Origin of the sequence: Streptomyces sp. NPDC004111 (assembly GCF_042874215.1) — a bacterium.
GTDB lineage: Bacteria > Actinomycetota > Actinomycetes > Streptomycetales > Streptomycetaceae > Streptomyces.
Genome location: NZ_JBIAMU010000014.1, coordinates 242,197 through 261,593, shown reverse-complemented (window position 1 = coordinate 261,593; position 19,397 = coordinate 242,197). Strand labels below are relative to the sequence as shown.

Below are 19,397 nucleotides of genomic sequence, written 5' to 3'. Positions count from 1 at the left end.
GCCCCGGCAAAGGCCCGACCGGCCCGTTCGGCACCGCCCACGCACCTTTGTCTTACGCACGGGCAAACAATCCGCATACCGAACATGGCCGTCCGCCCAAGGACATGGATCCGGCCAACTTGTTGACGCGCTCCTGACAGCACGTCCAACCAACTGCCACTCTTCCGTCGTTCCGCGGAGCACTCAGCACCGCGGAAGACCGTGCACCACGCGCACCAACTGCTCTGCCTGCTCTGCACAGCTCAGCCCCGCCGGCCTCACCCAGCCGGTCGGAACCCCCCTCGCAGAAGGAGTCCGCGTGAGATCCACGCACCGTAAGCGCGCCACCGCGACCGGCGCTCTGCTCGCCGCCGCGGCGCTGCTCGTAGGCGTCCAGACCGGATCCGCCTCGGCCGACATCGGCTGGCCCGCAGCTCCGGCCGCGGCGCAGGCCAACCCGGGCGCCACGCCCGCGAAGCTGACGCCCGCCCAGCGTGCGGCGCTGATCGCCAAGGCCAACGAGACCAAGGCGGCCACCGCCAAGGAGCTCGGCCTCGGCGCCAAGGAAGCCCTCGTGGTCCGTGACGTCGCCCAGGACCTGGATGGCACCACGCACACCCGCTACGAGCGCACCTACGACGGGCTGCCCGTCCTCGGCGGCGACCTGATCGTCAAGAAGGACAAGGCCGCCACGACCAAGGGCGTCTCCCGCTCCACCACCGCCAAGCTCCAGGGCATCGCCGCCGCCCCGAAGGTGGCCCCGGCCGCCGCCGAGAAGCAGGCACTCGGTCTCGCGAAGGCGGAGGGGTCCAAGGACAGCAAGGCGTCGATGGCCCCGCGCCAGGTCGTCTGGATGGGCACCGGCGCGCCGGTCCTCGCGTTCGAGACGGTCGTCGGCGGGCTCCAGCACGACGGCACCCCCAACGAGCTGCACGTCATCACCGACGCCGCCACCGGCAAGAAGCTCTTCGAGTGGCAGGCCGTGGAGAACGGCGTCGGCAACACCCAGTACAGCGGTCAGGTCACCGTCGGCTCGACGCAGTCGGGTTCGACGTACAACCTCACCGACGGCGGGCGCGGCAACCACAAGACGTACGACCTCAACGGTGGTTCGTCGGGCACCGGCACCCTCTTCTCGGGTCCGGACGACACGTGGGGCACCGGTGCTCCCTCCAACCGGGAGACCGCGGGCGCGGACGCCGCCTACGGCGCCCAGCTCACCTGGGACTACTACAAGAACGTGCACGGGCGCACCGGCATCCGCGGTGACGGCGTCGGCGCGTACTCCCGCGTCCACTACGGCAACGCCTACGTCAACGCCTTCTGGCAGGACTCCTGCTTCTGCATGACGTACGGCGACGGCGAGGGCAACCAGAAGCCGCTGACCTCGATCGACGTGGCCGCGCACGAGATGACGCACGGCGTCACCGCGGCGACCGCCAAGCTGATCTACAGCGGTGAGTCCGGCGGCCTGAACGAGGCGACCTCCGACATCTTCGCGGCGGCCGTCGAGTTCAACGCCAACAACCCGAAGGACCCGGGCGACTACCTGGTCGGCGAGAAGATCGACATCAACGGCGACGGCACCCCGCTGCGCTACATGGACAAGCCGTCCAAGGACGGCGCGTCGAAGGACGCCTGGTACTCGGGCATCGGCAACATCGACGTCCACTACTCCTCGGGTCCGGCGAACCACTTCTTCTACCTGCTGTCCGAGGGCAGCGGCGCGAAGGTCATCAACGGGGTCTCGTACGACTCCCCGACCTCCGACGGCAAGCCGGTCGTCGGCATCGGCCGCGACAAGGCCGAGAAGATCTGGTTCAAGGCGCTGACCACGAAGTTCACGGCCAGCACCAACTACGCCAACGCCCGTGTCGGCACGGTGGCCGCGGCGACCGAGCTGTACGGCGCGAACAGCGCCGAGGTCAAGGGCGTGGAGAACGCCTGGGCCGCCATCAACGTCGGGTCCCGTCCCGGCGGCGGCGACCCGGACCCGGGCGGCTCCGTCTTCGAGAACCAGACCGACGTGGCGATCCCGGACAACGGCGCGGCCGTGACGTCCTCGATCGCGGTCACCAAGACGGGCAACGCCCCGGCCACGCTGAAGGTGGACGTGGACATCGTCCACACCTGGCGCGGTGACCTGCGGGTCGACCTGGTCGCCCCGGACGGCACCGTCTACCTGCTGAAGAACACCAGCTCCGGCGACTCGGCGGACAACGTGAAGCAGCAGTTCACGGTCAACGCCTCCTCCGAGCTGGCCGCCGGCACCTGGAAGCTCAAGGTGCAGGACAAGGCCGCGCAGGACACCGGCTACATCAACGGGTGGAAGCTCACCTTCTGATCCGGTGCCCGCCCCGCGCGGCGCATGAGCAGCAACCGAAGTGACAGTGGTGCCCGGGGCCGTCGGCGGTCCCGGGCACCACTGGCTTCCGGGACCCGGCGCAGGCTCTTACTTTCGTCAGTGCCGCCGGGCGGGAGCGTCCGGCAAGCTGGCGGCATGCGCGTGACAGCTTCCCTGCGCCGGGAGCACCGCCGCGAGTGGGTGCTCGACGCCCTCCTGTGGGCGTTCCTGAGCTGCTTCGTCCTGATGAAGGAGAGCCCCTACGAGGGCGAGCCGTGGCCCCTGGTGGTCGGCGGCGTCCTCTCGCTCGGCGCCGGAGTGCTGCTGTGCCGGAAGTGGCCGCTGGTGTCGCTGACGGTGGCGGTGGTGTGGAGCGCCTCCCGCAGCCCCGAGCTGTTCTCGCCGACGTACACGGCCGCGATGTGTCTCTTCGCGTTCCTGGTGGGGCGGCGTGCCGCACGGGTGTGGCCGACCGTGCTGGTCTTCGCCGGGTACGCCCTGGCCGGACTGGTCTGGAGCACCTCCTTCGACGACACCCTGTGGGTGTGGTTCGCGCAGCTGACGACGCTGGTGCTGCAGGCGGTCATCCCCTGGCTGATCGGCAGGTTCGTACGTCAGTACGCGGGGATGGTCGCCAACGGCTGGGAGCTCGCCGACCGGATGGAGCGCGAGCAGCGGGCCGTCGCCGACCGGGAGCGGCTGCGCGAACGGTCCCGGATCGCGGGCGACATGCACGACTCGCTGGGCCACGAACTCTCCCTGATCGCGGTACGGGCCGCCGCCCTCCAGGTCAGCCCCGGTCTGCCGGCCGCCGAACGGGCGGCGGCCGGCGAGCTGCGGCAGGCGGCGGCGGACGCCACGGCCCGGCTGCGGGACATCATCGGCGTACTGCGCACCGACGAGGAGCACGCGCCGACCACACCGGCCGACGAGACGGTGGCGGCGTTGGTGGAGCGGGCCGGGCGCTCGGGGCTGAAGGCCGAGCTGGTGGGTGAGGAGCAGCTGCGGGGGCTGGCGCCGATGGCGGACCGGGCGGCCCACCGGGTCGTGCAGGAGGCACTGACCAACGCGGCGAAGCACGCGCCGGGTGCGCCGGTACGGGTCACGGTGGCCCCGGACGGGGACGGGCGGGGGCCCGCCGGGGCGGGCGGGGACGCGGGGCGGGCGGCGGGCGGCATCCGGGTGGAGGTGGTCAACCCGCGGGCCGGGGAGGCCGCTTCCGCCGGGCCGGGTGGGCCGGGTGGGACGGCCCGCGGCGGCACCGGTCTGGTCGGGCTGGACGAGCGGGTCCGGCTGGCGGGCGGCACGCTGAGCCACGGGCCCACGGGGGACGGCGGGTTCCGGGTGCGGGCGACGCTGCCCAGGGCGGGCGGGCCCGTACCGCCGGTGCCCGACCGGTCGGCCACGGCGGCGCGGGAGTTGAGTGCCGCGAGGCGGCGGGTGCGGCGCGGTCTGGTGCAGGCGGTCGTGGCTCCGGCGGCGGTGTTCGCGGTGCTCGGTGTGCTGATGCTGGTCTTCCAGCAGTACAGCCAGTCGCGGGCGGTGCTCGACGGCGACCTGTTCAAGGAGGTGCAGGTCGGCGACCGGCGGGCGGTGCTGGATCACCGGCTGCCCGACCATCCGCTGGACGGGCCCCCGGCGGGCGTCGGCCCCGAACCGGCCGGGGCCGACGACTGCGTGTACTACCGCTACGACCGCTACGAGCCGCTGCCGGTGTACCGGCTGTGCTTCACGGGCCAGGTGCTCAGCGCGAAGGCCCTGGTGGACGACGTGCCGAACGAGGAGAACCGGCCACGGCCGTGAGGCCCGGCCGCACCCCGCCGTCAGCGCACCAGGACCCCGGCCGCATCCCGCCGTCAGCGCATCAGGACCCCGGCCCCCTCCCCCGTCGCCTCCGTCGGCAGGGTCACCAGGCCCAGGTCGGCGCCGCTCGCCAGCAGCGGGTGCGTGGGCAGCACCCGGACCGTGTAGCCGTAGGGGCCGGTGCGGTCGAGGGCGAGGGGGCCCTCGTAGGTCCAGCGGCCCTCCCCGTCGGGGCCCGCAGCGGGCTTGAGCGGGAAGGACTGGGCGTCGCCGATCCGGTCCTCGGAGTCGACCCGGCCCGCCACCGCCTGCACCTCCACGTCGTCGGGCCCCAGTTCGCCGAGGCAGAGGCGGACGCGCAGGGAGAGGGTGGAGCCGAGTTCGGCGGTGCCGTTGACGGCGGTGGCGGCGACGGCCTCGACGTGGTCGACGGCGACCCGCGGCCAGGCGGCCCGCACCCGCCCCTTCCAGCCGGCCAGCTCCCGTGCGGCGTCCGGGGTCAGGGCCCGGTGGGCGCGCGCGGCCGGTACGTACAGCCGCTCCACGTACTCGCGCACCATCCGCCCGGCGAGCACCTTGGGTCCCAGGGTGACCAGGGTGCGGCGGACCATCTCGATCCACCGGTCGGGAAGCCTGCCGCTGCCCCGCTCGTAGAAGCGGGGCACCACGCGCTGCTCGATCAGCTCGTAGAGGGCGCTCGCCTCCAGGTCGTCGCGGCGGTCGTGCTCGGTGGCGGCGCCGTCGGCGGTGGGCACCGCCCAGCCGAAGTCGGGCTCGAACCACTCGTCCCACCAGCCGTCGAGCACCGAGAGGTTGAGGCAGCCGTTGAGCGCGGCCTTCATGCCGCTGGTGCCGCAGGCCTCCAGGGGGCGCAGCGGGTTGTTCAGCCAGACGTCGCAGCCCGGGTAGAGCTTCTGCGCCATCCGCATCCCGTAGTCGGGCAGGAAGACGATGCGGTGGCGCACCCGGGGGTCGTCGGCGAACCGGACCAGCTCCTGCACCAGCCGCTTCCCGCCGTCGTCGGCCGGGTGCGCCTTGCCCGCGACGACGATCTGGATCGGCCGGTCGGGGTGCAGCAGCAGTTCCATCAGCCGGTCGCGGTCGCGCAGCATCAGCGTGAGGCGTTTGTACGAGGGCACCCGGCGGGCGAATCCGATGGTGAGCACGTCGGGGTCGAGCACCCCGTCGATCCAGCCGAGTTCGGCGTCGACCGCGCCGCGCTGGAGCCAGGAGGTGCGCAGCCGGCCGCGCACCTCGTGCACCAGTTTCTCGCGGAGGACCCGGCGCAGGTCCCACACCTCGGCGTCGGAGATCTCCGCGACGGCGTCCCAGCGGGGGGAGCCGCCGACGGTCAGCGCGTCCTCGGTGCGGCCCGCGCCGATCTGCCGGGCGCCGAGCCGGACCACCTCGGGGGCGACCCAGGTGGGGGCGTGCACGCCGTTGGTGATGGAGGTGATCGGCACCTCGTCGGGGTCGAACCCCGGCCACAGCCCGGCGAACATCTCCCTGCTGACCGCCCCGTGGAGGGTGGAGACGCCGTTGGCGCGCTGGGCGAGGCGCAGTCCCATCACGGCCATGTTGAAGAGGTTGCACTCGCCGCCGGGATAGGTCTCCATGCCGAGCTGGAGCACCCGCTCCACGTCCACTCCGGGCAGCTCGCCGTCGTAGCCGAAGTGGTGGGCGACCAGTTCGCGGTCGAAGCGGTCGATGCCGGCGGGCACGGGGGTGTGGGTGGTGAAGACGGTTCCGGCCCGTACGGACTCCAGCGCGGCGTCGAACTCCAGGCCGCGCGCGCCGAGTTCGCGGATGCGCTCCAGGCCGAGGAAGCCGGCGTGCCCCTCGTTGGTGTGGAACACCTCGGGCTCGGGGTGGCCGGTCAGCCGGCAGTACGCCCGCACCGCGCGCACCCCGCCGATCCCCAGCAGCATCTCCTGGAGCAGCCGGTGCTCGCTGCCGCCGCCGTACAGCCGGTCGGTGACGTCGCGCTCCCCCGGTCCGTTCTCCTCGACGTCGGAGTCGAGCATGAGCAGCGGTACGCGGCCCACCCGGGCCTGCCAGATGTGGGCGCGCAGCAGCCGGCCGCCGGGGAGGGCGAGGGCCACCCGGCAGGGGGTTCCGTCGGCCTCCCGCAGCAGGCTGACGGGGAGTTCGTTGGGGTCGAGCACGGGATAGTGCTCCTGCTGCCAGCCGTCCCTGGACAGCGACTGCCGGAAGTAGCCGTGCCGGTAGAGCAGTCCGACCCCGATGAGCGGTACGCCGAGGTCGCTGGCCGCCTTGAGATGGTCCCCGGCGAGGATGCCGAGACCGCCCGAGTACTGCGGCAGTGCGGCGGTCACCCCGAACTCGGGCGAGAAGTAGGCGAGCGCGCGCGGCAGTTCGGCGCCTTCGCGCGTCTCCTGCTGCTGGTACCAGCGCCGGCCGCCCAGGTAGTCGGCGAGGTCGTCCGCGACGGCGTCCAGCCGCCGCAGGAACCTGCGGTCCCCGGCCAGCGCCGCCAGCCGCTCGGCGGACACCGCCCCCAGCAGCCGCACCGGGTCCTCGCCGGACGCCTGCCAGCCCTCCGGGTCGACGGCCTGGAAGAGTTCCCTGGTCTCGGTGTGCCAGGACCAGCGCAGATTCCGGGCGAGATCACTGAGCGGCCGGAGCGGGTCGGGGAGTACGGGACGCACGGTGAACCGACGAATTGCCTTCACGTGACCACCTTCGCAGGGGACAAAAGGACTCCGGGCGAACCCACCGCGCGTGCGCCCACCCCCCTCGACGGTAGTGCGCACCCACGCCCCCGATCCACGGCGCACGACGGGCGGGCGGGAGTACGCGTGACGGGGCACGTAGGCAGGCAGTGGTTCGCGATCACAATCGGGAAACACGCTTCTGCAAATCCGAACTGATGGGCTAGCTTGCCCACATGGAGCGCGACAACCGGGGGGAACTGTGACGTTCCGCGAGGAGTGGGCCCAACTCAAGGCCGAGGCCAAGGCCGGCCGAGCCGAACAGATGCAACTCAACGCAAACGGTCCTGGGCCGGGTGGCGCGAACAGCGGGCCGGGTCCCCACCTCCGGGTTCACCAGGACGACCTCGGGAAAGTGGGCAACGAAGCGTTCCGACTGCACGGCATTCTGCAGAAGACGGCAGATGTTGCGGGGGGCGGTGCGAACAAGAGCGGCGCGGGCACGACCGCCCAGGCGGCTGCCGAACTGCGCAGCCGGAACCTCTCCTCCGGCTCCGAGCTCTACACGACGCTGGAGATGTGGACGTCCCAGGTGAAGACGGTGCTGCAGATGTGCGCACACATTTCGAACCACCTGGACTATTCCGTAGGTCAGCACGCCAAGGACGAGGCGCTCATCGAAGCATCGATGAAGCAGCGCAATGGTCGTCCGGTCCCCGTGTCCGAGCTCGAAAAGTACGTGAAATGACCTAGGGGGCATGCGACATGGGAACCTTCACCTACACAGATCTTGTCGAGGTCGATCTCGGCAAGCTCAAGGCCGCTCGGACTCAATGGGCGAACACCGCCGAGGGACTGAAGAAGCTGGCCGCCCAGTCCCGTGACGGCCTGGTGAGGCTCTCCGACGGCGCGAAGTGGGCGGGGTTGAACGCCACGGTCACCCAGGAGTTCGTACGCAGGACCGCGAAGGAGTTCACGGACCTGCACACCGAGGCCACGAGCATCGCCAAGCTTCTGGAGGACGCATACGACGAACTCTCCCAGGTACAGAAGCAGGCGAAGCAGCTGTCGGCGGAAGCGCGTGAAGGCAACCAGGCCGGCAGATCGCCGACCCCGGCGCTGCTGGTCATGGATGGACCCGGCGGCACGGTAAAGGTCATGGAGGCGGTGTGCGACGTCGACGGCACCTCGCAGCGCACCAAGGACCTGATGCAGTGGTATGCCGACACGCTGACCGGGCTGGTCTCGCACGCGGCGGAGATCGACGCATCGCTGGCCCGGTCACTGTCGAGGAGCCATGGCAACGACCCGCACGACGCGGGCCACGGCAGCTACACCTCCCTCGACCAGGACCAGCTCCCGCGCGCGACCAAGCTGGCTTCACTCGGGGAGGACGCGAACAAGGCACAGCGCGCGGAGCTTCACCGTCTGTTCGGCTCGTTGAGCCCGTCGGCCCGCTCCCGGCTGTGGAGCGAGCAGAAGGACGGGCTGCTCGCGGCGGGCCTGCTGACCCCCACGGTGAAGCAGATCGCGGCCGACCGAGGGGCCGGGCCCTACGGAATCCGCGAACCCAACGCGGAGGACCGTCGGACGCGCGAGACGATGAACTTGATCGCGGAGGGTGCCGACTGGGGAGGGATGAACGACGCCTCGCGCAACATGGCGCACTATCTGGGCAACAGTGGTACGGACATGGACCTGCCCGTCGACAAGATGATGCTCGATGATGCCGGTTTCGAGAAGCATGTACGGAATCTGCACATCGACAAGAACAAGGACGAATGGCACGCACAGGCGTTGGCCGAGTTCCGTAGAAACGGAGGTCAGCCGGTCGCCTTCCCCGTGGAAACCAGGAACGAGGACTACTCGTTCAACAAGGAAACGCAGCGCAACTGGTTCTACGCGGTGGGCTCGACAAGATCGAACGTCACGGGTGTGGTGACGGTTGTTCCCGATGAGAATGGTCGCCCTCGGGTCGGCCTCGATTACCAGGCCAACGCGTGGGACCGCTACAACTGGGACGAGGGCAAGGGCGTCACGATCGGTCCGATGTCGATTCCGGACGGGCAGATGGCCCGTCTCCACAACGCCGGAATCGCCCAGGAGTACAACATGGCCGGCAGTAGCTCCGTCAAGCACTACGACCTCGGCGGAGAGGCTCCGAATTCCGGGCCCCTTCCTGGCCCCGAGGAACCGGGGCGCGAAGGCAGCCGCACAGACCTGGGGCGTGAACAGCAGGAAGGCCGGTGAGCATCCCGTCCATGAACGAGTCACCGAGCGGCAGTCCGTCGGCGCCACGGCCGAGGGCGCCCGGTGGGCGCCGGTGGACCCTGCGGCGTCATGTGCTCACCTGGCTGGGGGTGCTGTGTCTGATCGGTGCGCTGGGGATCGGGGCGCTCTCGCTGGTGTTCGAGTGGGCCGGGTCCGAGATCGACGCGCAGGAGAAGAACTGCTGCTGGGAGGAGGGGGCCACACCTGCCTGGGTGGGTGAGGAACTCGGAGTCAGACCCCCGGAGGCGGCCACCGACCGGCGGGCCGGGTACAAGGCGGGGCAGCGACTGGACACGGGGCTGCTGGTCTTCACCCTGCCGACCCGGGACGCGACCGGCTACGTCGACCGCCTGGTCGAGGGGTCTCCCAAGACGTTCCCGAACGACCGGCCCCAGAAGAAGGACTACAGCCCGGCCGACGGTTTCGCCCACCTCGGGCTGCCGGAACCGGAGACCCTCACCGAGGGCATGCGGACGGCCCGTGCGTGCCCCGACGGGCTCCGCACCCCCGAGGGCAAGTACCTCCAGCGCTGCGTCACGCTCTTCCTCCACGAGTTCGCCCCGGGCAGCACGCGCCTGTACTTCAGGGCGACCATGGAGCCGGCGGCCACCCCGCCGCCGGCCACCGGGGAGAAGTAGGCGGAAAGCCCCCGCCCGGCCCCGCCCGCTCGCCTCGCATTTCCCTCACGAGCGATATGGCCGATTCCGCCCCCTCGTGCGGTCTTGTTGTGGTTCACACCGCACGAGAGGCTGACAAGTGCGCGCGTCGTGGCCCCGGGGTTCCGCCGGGCGGGAGGTCGGCCGTTCCGCGGATCGTGCCGGGGCCCGAGCGGGTCGGTTCCGCGGGACATGCGCCGGGTCGAGGAGGGGAAGCCAGCACATGACACTGTCGCGTCGCCGTCGTCTTCGCACGGTCGGGGCCGTTGCCGCCGTGGGTGCGGCGGCGGTCCTTTCGGCCGTCGCGCTGCCCGCCCAGGCCGCTCCGGCCGCCGGGGCCACGGTTGCGGTTGCGGAGGGGCGAATACTGGGGGCCGGGTCGGCCGGTTCCGTGGCCGGCGGTTATCTCGTCACCCTTCGGGCGGGGCCGCAGGGAGTCCGGGCACCGTCGGCGGAGGGCCGGGCGCTCGCCGCCGCGTACGGGGTGCGGATCAGTCACACGTACAGCAGCGCGCTCAACGGGTACGCGGTACGGGCGAGCCCCGCGCAGGCGAAACGGCTGGCGGCGGATCCGCGGGTCGCCTCGGTGACGCAGGACACCGTGGTGAGGGCCGGGCACCGGCAGGAGAACCCGCCGTCCTGGGGGCTGGACCGGATCGACCAGGGCAGCCTGCCGCTGGACACCTCGTACACCTGGCCCGAAAGCGCCGGGGCGGGCGTCCACGTGTATGTCATCGACACCGGAATCCGCACCTCCCACCGGGACTTCGGCGGGCGCGCGAGCGACGGCTGGGACTTCGTGCAGAACGACGCCGTGGCCCAGGACGAGAACGGGCACGGCACGCACGTCGCCGGGACCGCCGTCGGCGAGCGGTACGGGGTGGCGAAGAAGGCCGAGGTCGTCGGTGTGCGGGTGCTGGACGCCGCGGGTTCGGGGACGACCGCGCAGGTCATCGCCGGTATCGACTGGGTGGCGAGGAACGCGCGGAAACCCGCGGTGGCAAATCTCAGTCTGGGCGGGGTGGCCAACGCCCAGCTGGACGCGGCGGTGCGCAACGCGATCCGGTCCGGGGTGTCCTTCGTGGTCGCGGCCGGGAACGACGGGATGCCCGCGAGCCTCTCCTCTCCCGCCCGGGTCGGGGAGGCCGTCACCGTCGGCGCCACCGACGCCAAGGACACCCGGGCCGGCTTCTCCAACTGGGGTTCCCGGGTGGACCTGTTCGCCCCCGGGGTCGGCATCACCTCGGCGGTGAACAGCGGTGACGGCGCCGAGGACACCTACTCCGGCACCTCCATGGCCGCCCCGCACGCCTCCGGTGCGGCGGCGCTGTACCTCGCGGACCACGCGTGGGCCACCCCCGCGGACGTGAGCGGCGCACTCACCGGCCGGGCGGCCAGGGGCAAGGTGAAGGGACCCGGCACCGGCTCTCCGAACCTGCTTCTTCAGGTCAACAACTGACCGCGAAAGAAGCAAAGTTGAGCAAAGGGGCCTCGTCGCGAACGACGGGTCCCTTTGCTTTTCGCCACGTCACGCCTTGTCCGCACCGTTACGCGACGGTAGTTAACAAAGCACCGGATTGACCCCCCGATGTGTAGGGGAAGCCTCCCCCGGTACTCGTATAAGTGAGCACCCTCGTCGGGCAGCACGCCGAGCACGGCCACGAGCCCCGTCGAGCACCCCGCCGGACACCTACGCCGAAACACCCGCGTCGAAGCACCCGCGTCGAGCAACGCAGAGCACCGTCGAGCGCCTGAGTCGAGAACTCGCACCACCCCCCTCCGAGACCCCGAGCGATTGCGGACAGGTGAGCGCATGATCGGTCGTATCCCCGTCCTGGACGTCCTTCCCGCGGTGGACCGCGGGAGAAGGCCGGCCAAGGCGGTGGCAGGAGAAACGTTCCAGGTTTCCGCCACCGTCTTCCGCGAGGGCCACGACGCCGTGGCCGCCAACGTGGTCCTGCTGGATCCCGGGGGCCGCCCCGGCCCCTGGACCCCGATGCGCGAACTCGCCCCCGGCACCGACCGGTGGGGCGCCGAGGTGACGCCCGACGGCGAGGGACTGTGGTCGTACGCCGTCGAGGCCTGGGGGGACCCCGTGACGACCTGGCGGCACCACGCCACGATCAAGGTCCCGGCCGGCCAGGACACCGAACTCGTCCTCGCCGAGGGCGCCGCGCTGTACGAACGGGCCGCCGCCGGAATCCCGAAGCGGGACGGCCGCGAGGCCGTGCTCACCGCCGTGGACGCCCTGCGCGACACCCGCCGCCCGGCCCCCGCCCGGCTCGCCGCCGCCCTCACCCCCGACGTCGACGCCGCACTGTCCCGCCACCCGCTGCGCGAGCCGGTCTCGGCCTCCGAGCCGCTGCCGCTGCTCGTCGAGCGCAGGCGCGCCCTGTTCGGCTCCTGGTACGAGCTGTTCCCGCGCTCGGAGGGCGCGAGCGCGTCCGAGGGCGGACTTCCGGCCACTCCCGGCACCTTCCGCACGGCCGCGAAACGGCTGCCGGCCGTCGCCGCCATGGGCTTCGACGTGGTGTACCTGCCGCCGGTCCACCCGATCGGCACGACGTACCGCAAGGGCCCGGACAACACGCTCTCCGCCTCCGCCTCGGACGTCGGCGTGCCCTGGGCGATCGGCTCCCCGGACGGCGGCCACGACGCGATCCACCCGGACCTCGGCACCTTCGAGGACTTCGACGAGTTCGTCGCCACCGCACGGGACCTGGGCATGGAGGTGGCGCTCGACTTCGCCCTCCAGTGCTCCCCGGACCACCCCTGGGTGAGCGAGCACCCCGAGTGGTTCCACCACCGCCCCGACGGCACCATCGCGTACGCGGAGAACCCGCCGAAGAAGTACCAGGACATCTATCCGATCGCCTTCGACCGGGACATGGCGGGGCTGGTCGCCGAGACCCTGCGGATCCTGCGGCTGTGGATGGCGCACGGCGTGCGGATCTTCCGCGTCGACAACCCGCACACCAAGCCCGTCGTCTTCTGGGAGAAGGTGCTCGCCGACATCAACCGCACCGACCCCGACGTGATCTTCCTGGCCGAGGCGTTCACCAGGCCCGCCATGATGCGCACCCTGGGCGCCGTCGGGTTCCAGCAGTCGTACACCTACTTCACCTGGCGCAACACCAAGGCGGAGCTGACCGAGTACCTCACCGAACTCTCCCGCGAGAGCGCCGCGTACATGCGGCCGAACTTCTTCGTGAACACCCCCGACATCCTGCACGCCTACCTCCAGCACGGCGGCCGTCCCGCCTTCGAGGTACGGGCCGTGCTGGCCGCGACCATGTCGCCCTCCTGGGGCGTGTACGCGGGCTACGAGCTGTGCGAGAACATCCCGCTGCGCGAGGGCAGCGAGGAGTACCTGCACTCGGAGAAGTACCAACTCAGGCCCCGCGACTGGGAGTCGGCCGAGCGCGAGGGCCGGACGATCACTCCGCTGATCACCACCCTGAACCGGCTGCGCCGCGAACTGCCCGCACTCCAGCAGCTGCGGGACATCCACTTCCACCACACCGACAACGACTCGGTCCTCGCGTACTCGAAACACGCCGCCGGCCCACCCGTCGACAGCAGTGGAGCAAGCAGTGGCACCACGGGGGGTGGGGCCGCCTCGAACACCGTTGTGGTGGTCGTGAACCTCGACCCCCACCACACCCAGGAGGCCACGGTCTCGTTGGACATGCCGGCACTCGGCCACGGATGGCACGAGACCGTCCCGGTGCGCGACGAGCTCACCGGCGAGACCTACCACTGGGGCAGGGCCACGTACGTGCGACTGGAGCCGGGCCGCGCGCCCGCCCACCTCGTCACCCTGCGACCGTCCCCGCTGACCGGAGGGTCACCCACATGATCGTCAACGAGCCCGTGCACGACACCTTCGAGGACACCCCGGCGAAGGACCGGGACCCCGAGTGGTTCAAGCGCGCCGTGTTCTACGAAGTCCTCGTCCGGTCCTTCCAGGACAGCAACGGCGACGGAGTAGGCGACCTCAAGGGCATCACCGCGAAGCTGGACTACCTCCAGTGGCTGGGTGTCGACTGCCTCTGGCTGCCGCCGTTCTTCATGTCGCCGCTGCGCGACGGCGGCTACGACGTCTCCAACTACACCGCCGTGCTGCCGGAGTTCGGCGATCTTGCGGACTTCGTGGAGTTCGTCGACGCCACGCACCAGCGCGGCATGCGCGTGATCATCGACTTCGTCATGAACCACACCAGTGACCAGCACGAGTGGTTCCAGCAGTCCAGGAGCGATCCGCAGGGACCGTACGGCGACTACTACGTCTGGGCGGACGACGACAAGCAGTTCCAGGACGCCCGGATCATCTTCGTCGACACCGAGACGTCCAACTGGACCTTCGACCCGGTCCGCAAGCAGTACTACTGGCACCGCTTCTTCTCCCACCAGCCGGACCTCAACTACGAGAACCCGGCCGTGCAGGAGGAGATCATCTCCGCGCTGCGGTTCTGGCTGGACCTGGGCATCGACGGGTTCCGGCTGGACGCGGTCCCCTACCTCTACCAGGAGGAGGGGACCAACTGCGAGAACCTGCCCAGGACCCACGACTTCCTGAAGCGGGTGCGCGAGGAGATCGACGCCTCCTACCCGGACACGGTGCTGCTCGCCGAGGCCAACCAGTGGCCCGAGGACGTCGTCGACTACTTCGGGGACTTCTCCAAGGGCGGCGACGAGTGCCACATGGCGTTCCACTTCCCGGTGATGCCGCGCATCTTCATGGCCGTGCGCCGCGAGTCGCGCTACCCGGTCTCGGAGATCCTCGCCAAGACCCCGGCCATCCCGCACAACGCCCAGTGGGGCATCTTCCTGCGCAACCACGACGAGCTGACCCTGGAGATGGTCACCGACGAGGAGCGCGACTACATGTACGCGGAGTACGCCAAGGACCCGCGGATGCGCGCCAACATCGGCATCCGCCGACGTCTGGCGCCACTGCTGGACAACGACCGCAACCAGATCGAGCTGTTCACCGCGCTGCTGCTGTCGCTGCCCGGCTCGCCGATCCTCTACTACGGCGACGAGATCGGCATGGGCGACAACATCTGGCTGGGCGACCGCGACGCGGTCCGCACCCCGATGCAGTGGACACCGGACCGCAACGCCGGATTCTCCTCCTGCGACCCGGGCCGGCTCTCACTGCCGACGATCATGGACCCGGTCTACGGCTACCAGGTGACCAACGTCGAGGCCTCCATGACCTCGCCGGCCTCCCTGCTGCACTGGACCCGGCGCATGATCGAGATCCGCAAGCAGAACCCCGCCTTCGGGCTCGGCTCGTACACCGAACTCCCCTCGTCCAACCCGGCGGTGCTCGCCTTCCTGCGCGAGGCGCCCTCGACCAGGGACGGCGAGGACGACCTGGTGCTGTGCGTGCACAACTTCTCGCGCTTCGCCCAGCCCACCGAGCTCGACCTCCAGGTCTTCAACGGCCGCCACCCCGTCGAGCTGATCGGCGGGGTGCGCTTCCCCGCGATCGGCGAACTGCCGTACCTGCTCACGCTGGCGGGGCACGGCTTCTACTGGTTCCGGCTGCGCCAGGACGCGGGGCAGCAGATCAGGCCGCCGCGGCCCAAGCAGTGAGCCCGTGTCCCGGGGCCGGACGGTTTCGCCCTCCGGCCCCGGGGCACCCGTCACGTCCCGCACAGCGAACGTCCCGTACAGCACAGCCGCGATCCGGGACACTCCGCACTTCCGTCGAGGGTGCCCGGGGAAAGGACGCGATGCCATGTCCGAGGCCGCTTCCGCCTCGCCGCTCGCCTCGTCCCCCGCCTCACCCCTCTCCTCCGCCCTCACCGCCCCACCCGCCCCACAGGCCGCATCGGCACTGCTCACCTCGCTGGCCCCGCTGCTGCACGAGTGGCTGCCCCGGCAGCGGTGGTTCGCCGGCAAGGGCCGCCCGATCACCGGGTTCAGCCTGGTCTCGGCGACCGAACTGCTCCCGCCGGCCGGCTCCCCCGGGCTGCTCCACCTGCTGGTGCGTACGCAGCAGCCCCCCTTACCGGGGCCCTCCTCGCCCCACGCCGACCCCGCGCCGCCGCCCGCCGACTGCTACCAGCTCCTCGTCGGGACCCGCCGCTCCCTGCCCCCCGCACTCGCGTCCTCGCGCATGGGACGGGTGACGGACGGCCCGCTCGCCGGGCACACGGTGTACGAGGGCCTGGCCGACCCCCGGCTGGCCGGGCTGCTCCTGGAGCGGCTGCGGGTGCCGGGACCGCTGGGACCGCTCCGCTTCGACAAGGCCCCCGAGGCGTCGCTGCCGGCCGGCCTCACCCCGCGCCCGCTGGGCGCCGAGCAGTCCAACTCCTCACTGGTGTACGGCGATTCGTACATACTCAAGGTCTTCCGGCGACTCCATCCGGGCGCCAACCCCGACCTCGAACTCCCGCTGGCCCTCGCCCGGGAGGGCTGCGCCCGGGTGCCCGCACCGGTCGCCTGGTTCCGGGGCGCCAACCCCGACGACCCCTTCGAACCGTTCACGCTCGGCCTGCTCCAGCCCTTCCTGAACGACGCCGACGACGGCTGGCGGCTCGCCCTCGGGGCCCTGGCCACCGGCCGGGACTTCACCGTCGAGGCGTACGCGCTGGGCCGGGCCACCGCCGATGTGCACACCGCGCTCGCCGCCGCCCTGCCCACCCTCACCCTCGGCCGCCCGCAGGCCGGGCTCCTCGCCGACCTGATGACCGAGCGCCTGGCGGCGGCCGTGCAGGCCGTCCCCACGCTGCGGCCCTACGCGGGCGGACTGCGCGAGGCCTTCGACGCGCTGCGGGAGCTGGGCGCGCGCGGCCCGATCGTGACCGCCCAGCGCGTGCACGGCGATCTGCACCTGGGGCAGACGCTGCGCGGCCCGGACGGCGAGTGGTCGGTGATCGACTTCGAGGGCGAGCCGTCCAAACCGCTCACCGAACGCCGCCGCCCGCAGCCCGTCGTGCGCGACGTCGCGGGCATGCTCCGCTCCTTCGACTACGCCGCCCGCCACCACCGGCCCTGGCAGCCGGACTGGGCCGAGGACTGCCGCGGCGCGTACTGCGACGGGTACGCGGCCGCCGCTGGCACCGATCCGCGCGAGATGCCCGTACTGCTGCGGGCGTACGAGACCGACAAGGCGGTGTACGAGGTGCTCTACGAGGCCCGGCACCGGCCCGACTGGCTCACCGTCCCGATGGCGGCCGTCCGCAGACTGGCCGCCTCCCCGGCCCCCTGACCGGGCCCGCACCCCGACCCCCGCACGTCGACCGGCGAGAGGACCCACCCGTGACTCCCCGTCCCACCCCCGCATCCGGCGGGGAGACCCCCCGGCCGCCGCGCCGCACCCCGACCGGGGCCACGGCCCCCAGAACTCCCCGGGCAAGGACCGCGAAGGACGGCGCGCGCCAGGGCCGCGCCGCGCAGGACGGCCCCGGCACTCCCCCTGCCGCACCGCCCGCACCGCCAGCGTCGCCCCCCGGGGTGCGGGCCGCGCCGCCGCTGGACGGGGCGGACCGGGAGCGGCTGCTGGCCGGCACGCACCACGATCCGCACGGCGTGCTCGGCGCCCACCCCGGTCCCGGCGGGGTCCTCTTCCGGGTGCTGCGCCCGTACGCGAAGGCGGTGACGGTGCTCGCCGAGGGGCTGCGGGCCCGGCTGCGCGACGACGGCGACGGGTTCTTCTCCGGGCTGCTGCCGCTCACCGACGTGCCCGAGTACCGGCTGCGGGTGACCTACGACGACAACGAGATCGAGATCCACGACCCGTACCGCTTCCTGCCCACCCTGGGCGGTCTCGACCTGCACCTGATCGGCGAGGGGCGGCACGAGGAGCTGTGGCGGGCACTGGGCGCGCAGCCGCTCACCCACCAGGGCGTCACGGGCACGCGCTTCACCGTCTGGGCGCCCAACGCGCGCGGGGTGCGGGCGGTAGGCGACTTCAACTACTGGGACGGCACCGGCTTCCCGATGCGCTCGCTGGGCGGCAGCGGGGTGTGGGAGCTGTTCCTGCCCGGGGTCGGCGAGGGGGACCTCTACAAGTTCGACATCACCCGCCCGGACGGCTCGCACACCCTGCGCGCCGACCCGATGGCGCGCCGCACGGAGGTGCCGCCGGCTAACGCGTCGATCGTCGCCGACACCCACCACGTCTGGCGGGACGCCGACTGGATGGCCGGGCGCGCGCGGCGGCCGGTGCACGAGGCCCCGTTCTCGGTGTACGAGGTGCACCTGGCGTCCTGGCGCCCCGGGCTCACCTACCGGCAGCTCGCGGAGCAACTGCCCGCGTACGTGGCCGATCTGGGCTTCACCCACGTGGAGCTGATGCCGGTCGCCGAGCACCCGTTCGGCGGTTCCTGGGGCTACCAGGTCACCGGCTTCTACGCGCCGACCGCCCGGATGGGCACCCCCGACGACTTCCGGTTCCTGGTGGAGGCGCTGCACCGGGCGGGTGTCGGGGTGCTCATGGACTGGGTCCCGGCGCACTTCCCGCGCGACGACTGGGCGCTCGCCGAGTTCGACGGCCGGCCGCTGTACGAGCACGAGGACCCGCTGAAGTCGGCGCACCCCGACTGGGGCACCCTCGAATTCGACTTCGGCCGGGCCGAGGTGCGCAACTTCCTGGTCGCCAACGCCACGTACTGGTGCGAGGAGTTCCACATCGACGGCCTGCGGGTCGACGCGGTCGCCTCGATGCTCTACCTCGACTACTCGCGCGAGGAGGGCCAGTGGGTGCCCAACGCGCACGGCGGCCGGGAGAACCTGGACGCCGTCGCCTTCCTCCAGGAGATGAACGCCACCGTCTACCGCCGCAATCCCGGTGTGGTCACCGTCGCCGAGGAGTCCACCGCCTGGGACGGCGTCACCCGCGCCACCCACCACATCGGCCCCGGCGGCTTCGGCGGTCTCGGCTTCGGCCTGAAGTGGAACATGGGCTGGATGCACGACTCGCTGGGGTACGTCGCCAAGGAGCCGGTGCACCGCAGGTACCACCACCACGAGATGACCTTCTCGATGGTGTACGCGTACAGCGAGAACTACGTGCTGCCGATCTCGCACGACGAGGTGGTGCACGGCAAGCGGTCGCTGGTCTCCAAGATGCCCGGCGACTGGTGGCAGCAGCGCGCCACCCACCGCGCCTACCTGGGCTTCATGTGGGCCCACCCGGGCAAGCAACTCCTCTTCATGGGACAGGAGTTCGCGCAGGGCGCGGAGTGGTCGGAGGCGTACGGCCCGGACTGGTGGCTGCTGGATCCGTCGTACGGTGCCGAGCCCGACCACCGGGGCGTGCGCGACCTGGTCCGCGATCTGAACTCCACGTACACGGCGAACCCCGCGCTGTGGGAGCGGGACACCGTCCCCGAGGGGTTCGCCTGGGTGGACGGCGACGCCGCCGAGGACAACGTCTTCGCGTTCCTGCGCCTCGACGCCTCCGGCAGCCCCCTCCTCGCGGTGTCCCACTTCTCGCCGGTGGTGCGCCACGAGTACCGGATCGGCGTCCCGGACGACGTACCGGCGTGGACGGAGGTGCTCAACACGGACGCCGAGCGCTACGGGGGCGGCGGTGTGCACAACGCGGAACCGCTGAAGCCGGACTCGGTCGGCAGCCACGGCCGCCCGGCGAGCATCACCCTGACCCTCCCGCCGCTGGCGACCCTCTGGCTGCGGCCCGAACTGCCGTAGGGC

Annotated in this window: 11 protein-coding genes; 10 read left to right on the top strand and 1 reads right to left on the bottom strand. The window is 71.5% G+C overall.

Features of this window, described 5'->3' with window-relative positions:
• Window positions 1-298: 298 nt before the first annotated feature.
• Window positions 299-2,323 carry a M4 family metallopeptidase gene (locus tag ACFYVL_RS27035; RefSeq protein WP_389249158.1) on the top strand — a complete coding sequence of 675 codons (2,025 nt, stop codon included), beginning with the start codon at window positions 299-301 and terminating at the stop codon, window positions 2,321-2,323.
• 156 nt (window positions 2,324-2,479) lie between these two features.
• Window positions 2,480-4,126 carry a sensor histidine kinase gene (locus ACFYVL_RS27030; RefSeq protein WP_389249155.1) on the top strand — a complete coding sequence of 549 codons (1,647 nt, stop codon included), beginning with the start codon at window positions 2,480-2,482 and terminating at the stop codon, window positions 4,124-4,126.
• Window positions 4,127-4,179: 53 nt separating this feature from the next.
• Here ACFYVL_RS27030 and glgP read toward each other — a convergent pair whose 3' ends face one another.
• Entirely contained in the window at window positions 4,180-6,819 is a 2,640-nt protein-coding gene (gene glgP, locus ACFYVL_RS27025; RefSeq protein ID WP_389249153.1) for an alpha-glucan family phosphorylase, read from the bottom strand.
• A gap of 241 nt (window positions 6,820-7,060) precedes the next feature.
• Here glgP and ACFYVL_RS27020 point away from each other — a divergent pair, with 241 nt between their 5' ends.
• The 8 genes from ACFYVL_RS27020 (at window position 7,061) to glgB (ending at window position 19,394) form a co-directional block, all read left to right on the top strand.
• Window positions 7,061-7,546 (top strand): hypothetical protein, encoded by a 486-nt coding sequence (locus ACFYVL_RS27020; RefSeq protein WP_389249151.1) that lies wholly within the window; start codon window positions 7,061-7,063, stop codon window positions 7,544-7,546.
• 17 nt (window positions 7,547-7,563) lie between these two features.
• A complete protein-coding gene (locus tag ACFYVL_RS27015) occupies window positions 7,564-9,048 on the top strand; it encodes a hypothetical protein (protein ID WP_389249149.1) in 1,485 nt (494 codons plus the stop codon).
• Between the two features lie 11 nt (window positions 9,049-9,059).
• Window positions 9,060-9,707 (top strand): hypothetical protein, encoded by a 648-nt coding sequence (locus ACFYVL_RS27010; RefSeq protein ID WP_389249146.1) that lies wholly within the window; start codon window positions 9,060-9,062, stop codon window positions 9,705-9,707.
• A gap of 241 nt (window positions 9,708-9,948) precedes the next feature.
• Window positions 9,949-11,184: a S8 family peptidase gene (locus ACFYVL_RS27005; protein WP_389249144.1), complete on the top strand. Its 1,236-nt coding sequence runs from the start codon at window positions 9,949-9,951 to the stop codon at window positions 11,182-11,184.
• Between the two features lie 354 nt (window positions 11,185-11,538).
• The gene (locus ACFYVL_RS27000) at window positions 11,539-13,584 is read left to right on the top strand and encodes an alpha-1,4-glucan--maltose-1-phosphate maltosyltransferase (protein WP_389249142.1); all 2,046 of its coding nucleotides are present in this window, start codon (window positions 11,539-11,541) and stop codon (window positions 13,582-13,584) included.
• Window positions 13,581-15,329 (top strand): maltose alpha-D-glucosyltransferase, encoded by a 1,749-nt coding sequence (treS, locus tag ACFYVL_RS26995; protein ID WP_389249140.1) that lies wholly within the window; start codon window positions 13,581-13,583, stop codon window positions 15,327-15,329. The genes ACFYVL_RS27000 and treS overlap by 4 nt, the downstream gene beginning before the upstream one ends.
• Window positions 15,330-15,474: 145 nt before the next feature.
• Entirely contained in the window at window positions 15,475-16,950 is a 1,476-nt protein-coding gene (locus ACFYVL_RS26990; protein ID WP_389249138.1) for a maltokinase, read from the top strand.
• Between the two features lie 50 nt (window positions 16,951-17,000).
• On the top strand, window positions 17,001-19,394 hold the full coding sequence (gene glgB, locus ACFYVL_RS26985) for a 1,4-alpha-glucan branching enzyme (protein ID WP_389249136.1): 2,394 nt from the start codon (window positions 17,001-17,003) through the stop codon (window positions 19,392-19,394).
• Window positions 19,395-19,397 lie beyond the last annotated feature (3 nt).

What these genes read in the sequence shown, in the direction of transcription:
- ACFYVL_RS27030 (WP_389249155.1), top strand. Translation starts at nt 2,480, where the DNA reads ATGCGCGTGACAGCTTCCCTGCGCCGGGAGCACCGCCGCGAGTGGGTG.
- ACFYVL_RS27015 (WP_389249149.1), top strand. Translation starts at nt 7,564, where the DNA reads ATGGGAACCTTCACCTACACAGATCTTGTCGAGGTCGATCTCGGCAAG.
- ACFYVL_RS27010 (WP_389249146.1), top strand. Translation starts at nt 9,060, where the DNA reads ATGAACGAGTCACCGAGCGGCAGTCCGTCGGCGCCACGGCCGAGGGCG.
- ACFYVL_RS27005 (WP_389249144.1), top strand. Translation starts at nt 9,949, where the DNA reads ATGACACTGTCGCGTCGCCGTCGTCTTCGCACGGTCGGGGCCGTTGCC.
- ACFYVL_RS27000 (WP_389249142.1), top strand. Translation starts at nt 11,539, where the DNA reads ATGATCGGTCGTATCCCCGTCCTGGACGTCCTTCCCGCGGTGGACCGC.
- treS (WP_389249140.1), top strand. Translation starts at nt 13,581, where the DNA reads ATGATCGTCAACGAGCCCGTGCACGACACCTTCGAGGACACCCCGGCG.
- ACFYVL_RS26990 (WP_389249138.1), top strand. Translation starts at nt 15,475, where the DNA reads ATGTCCGAGGCCGCTTCCGCCTCGCCGCTCGCCTCGTCCCCCGCCTCA.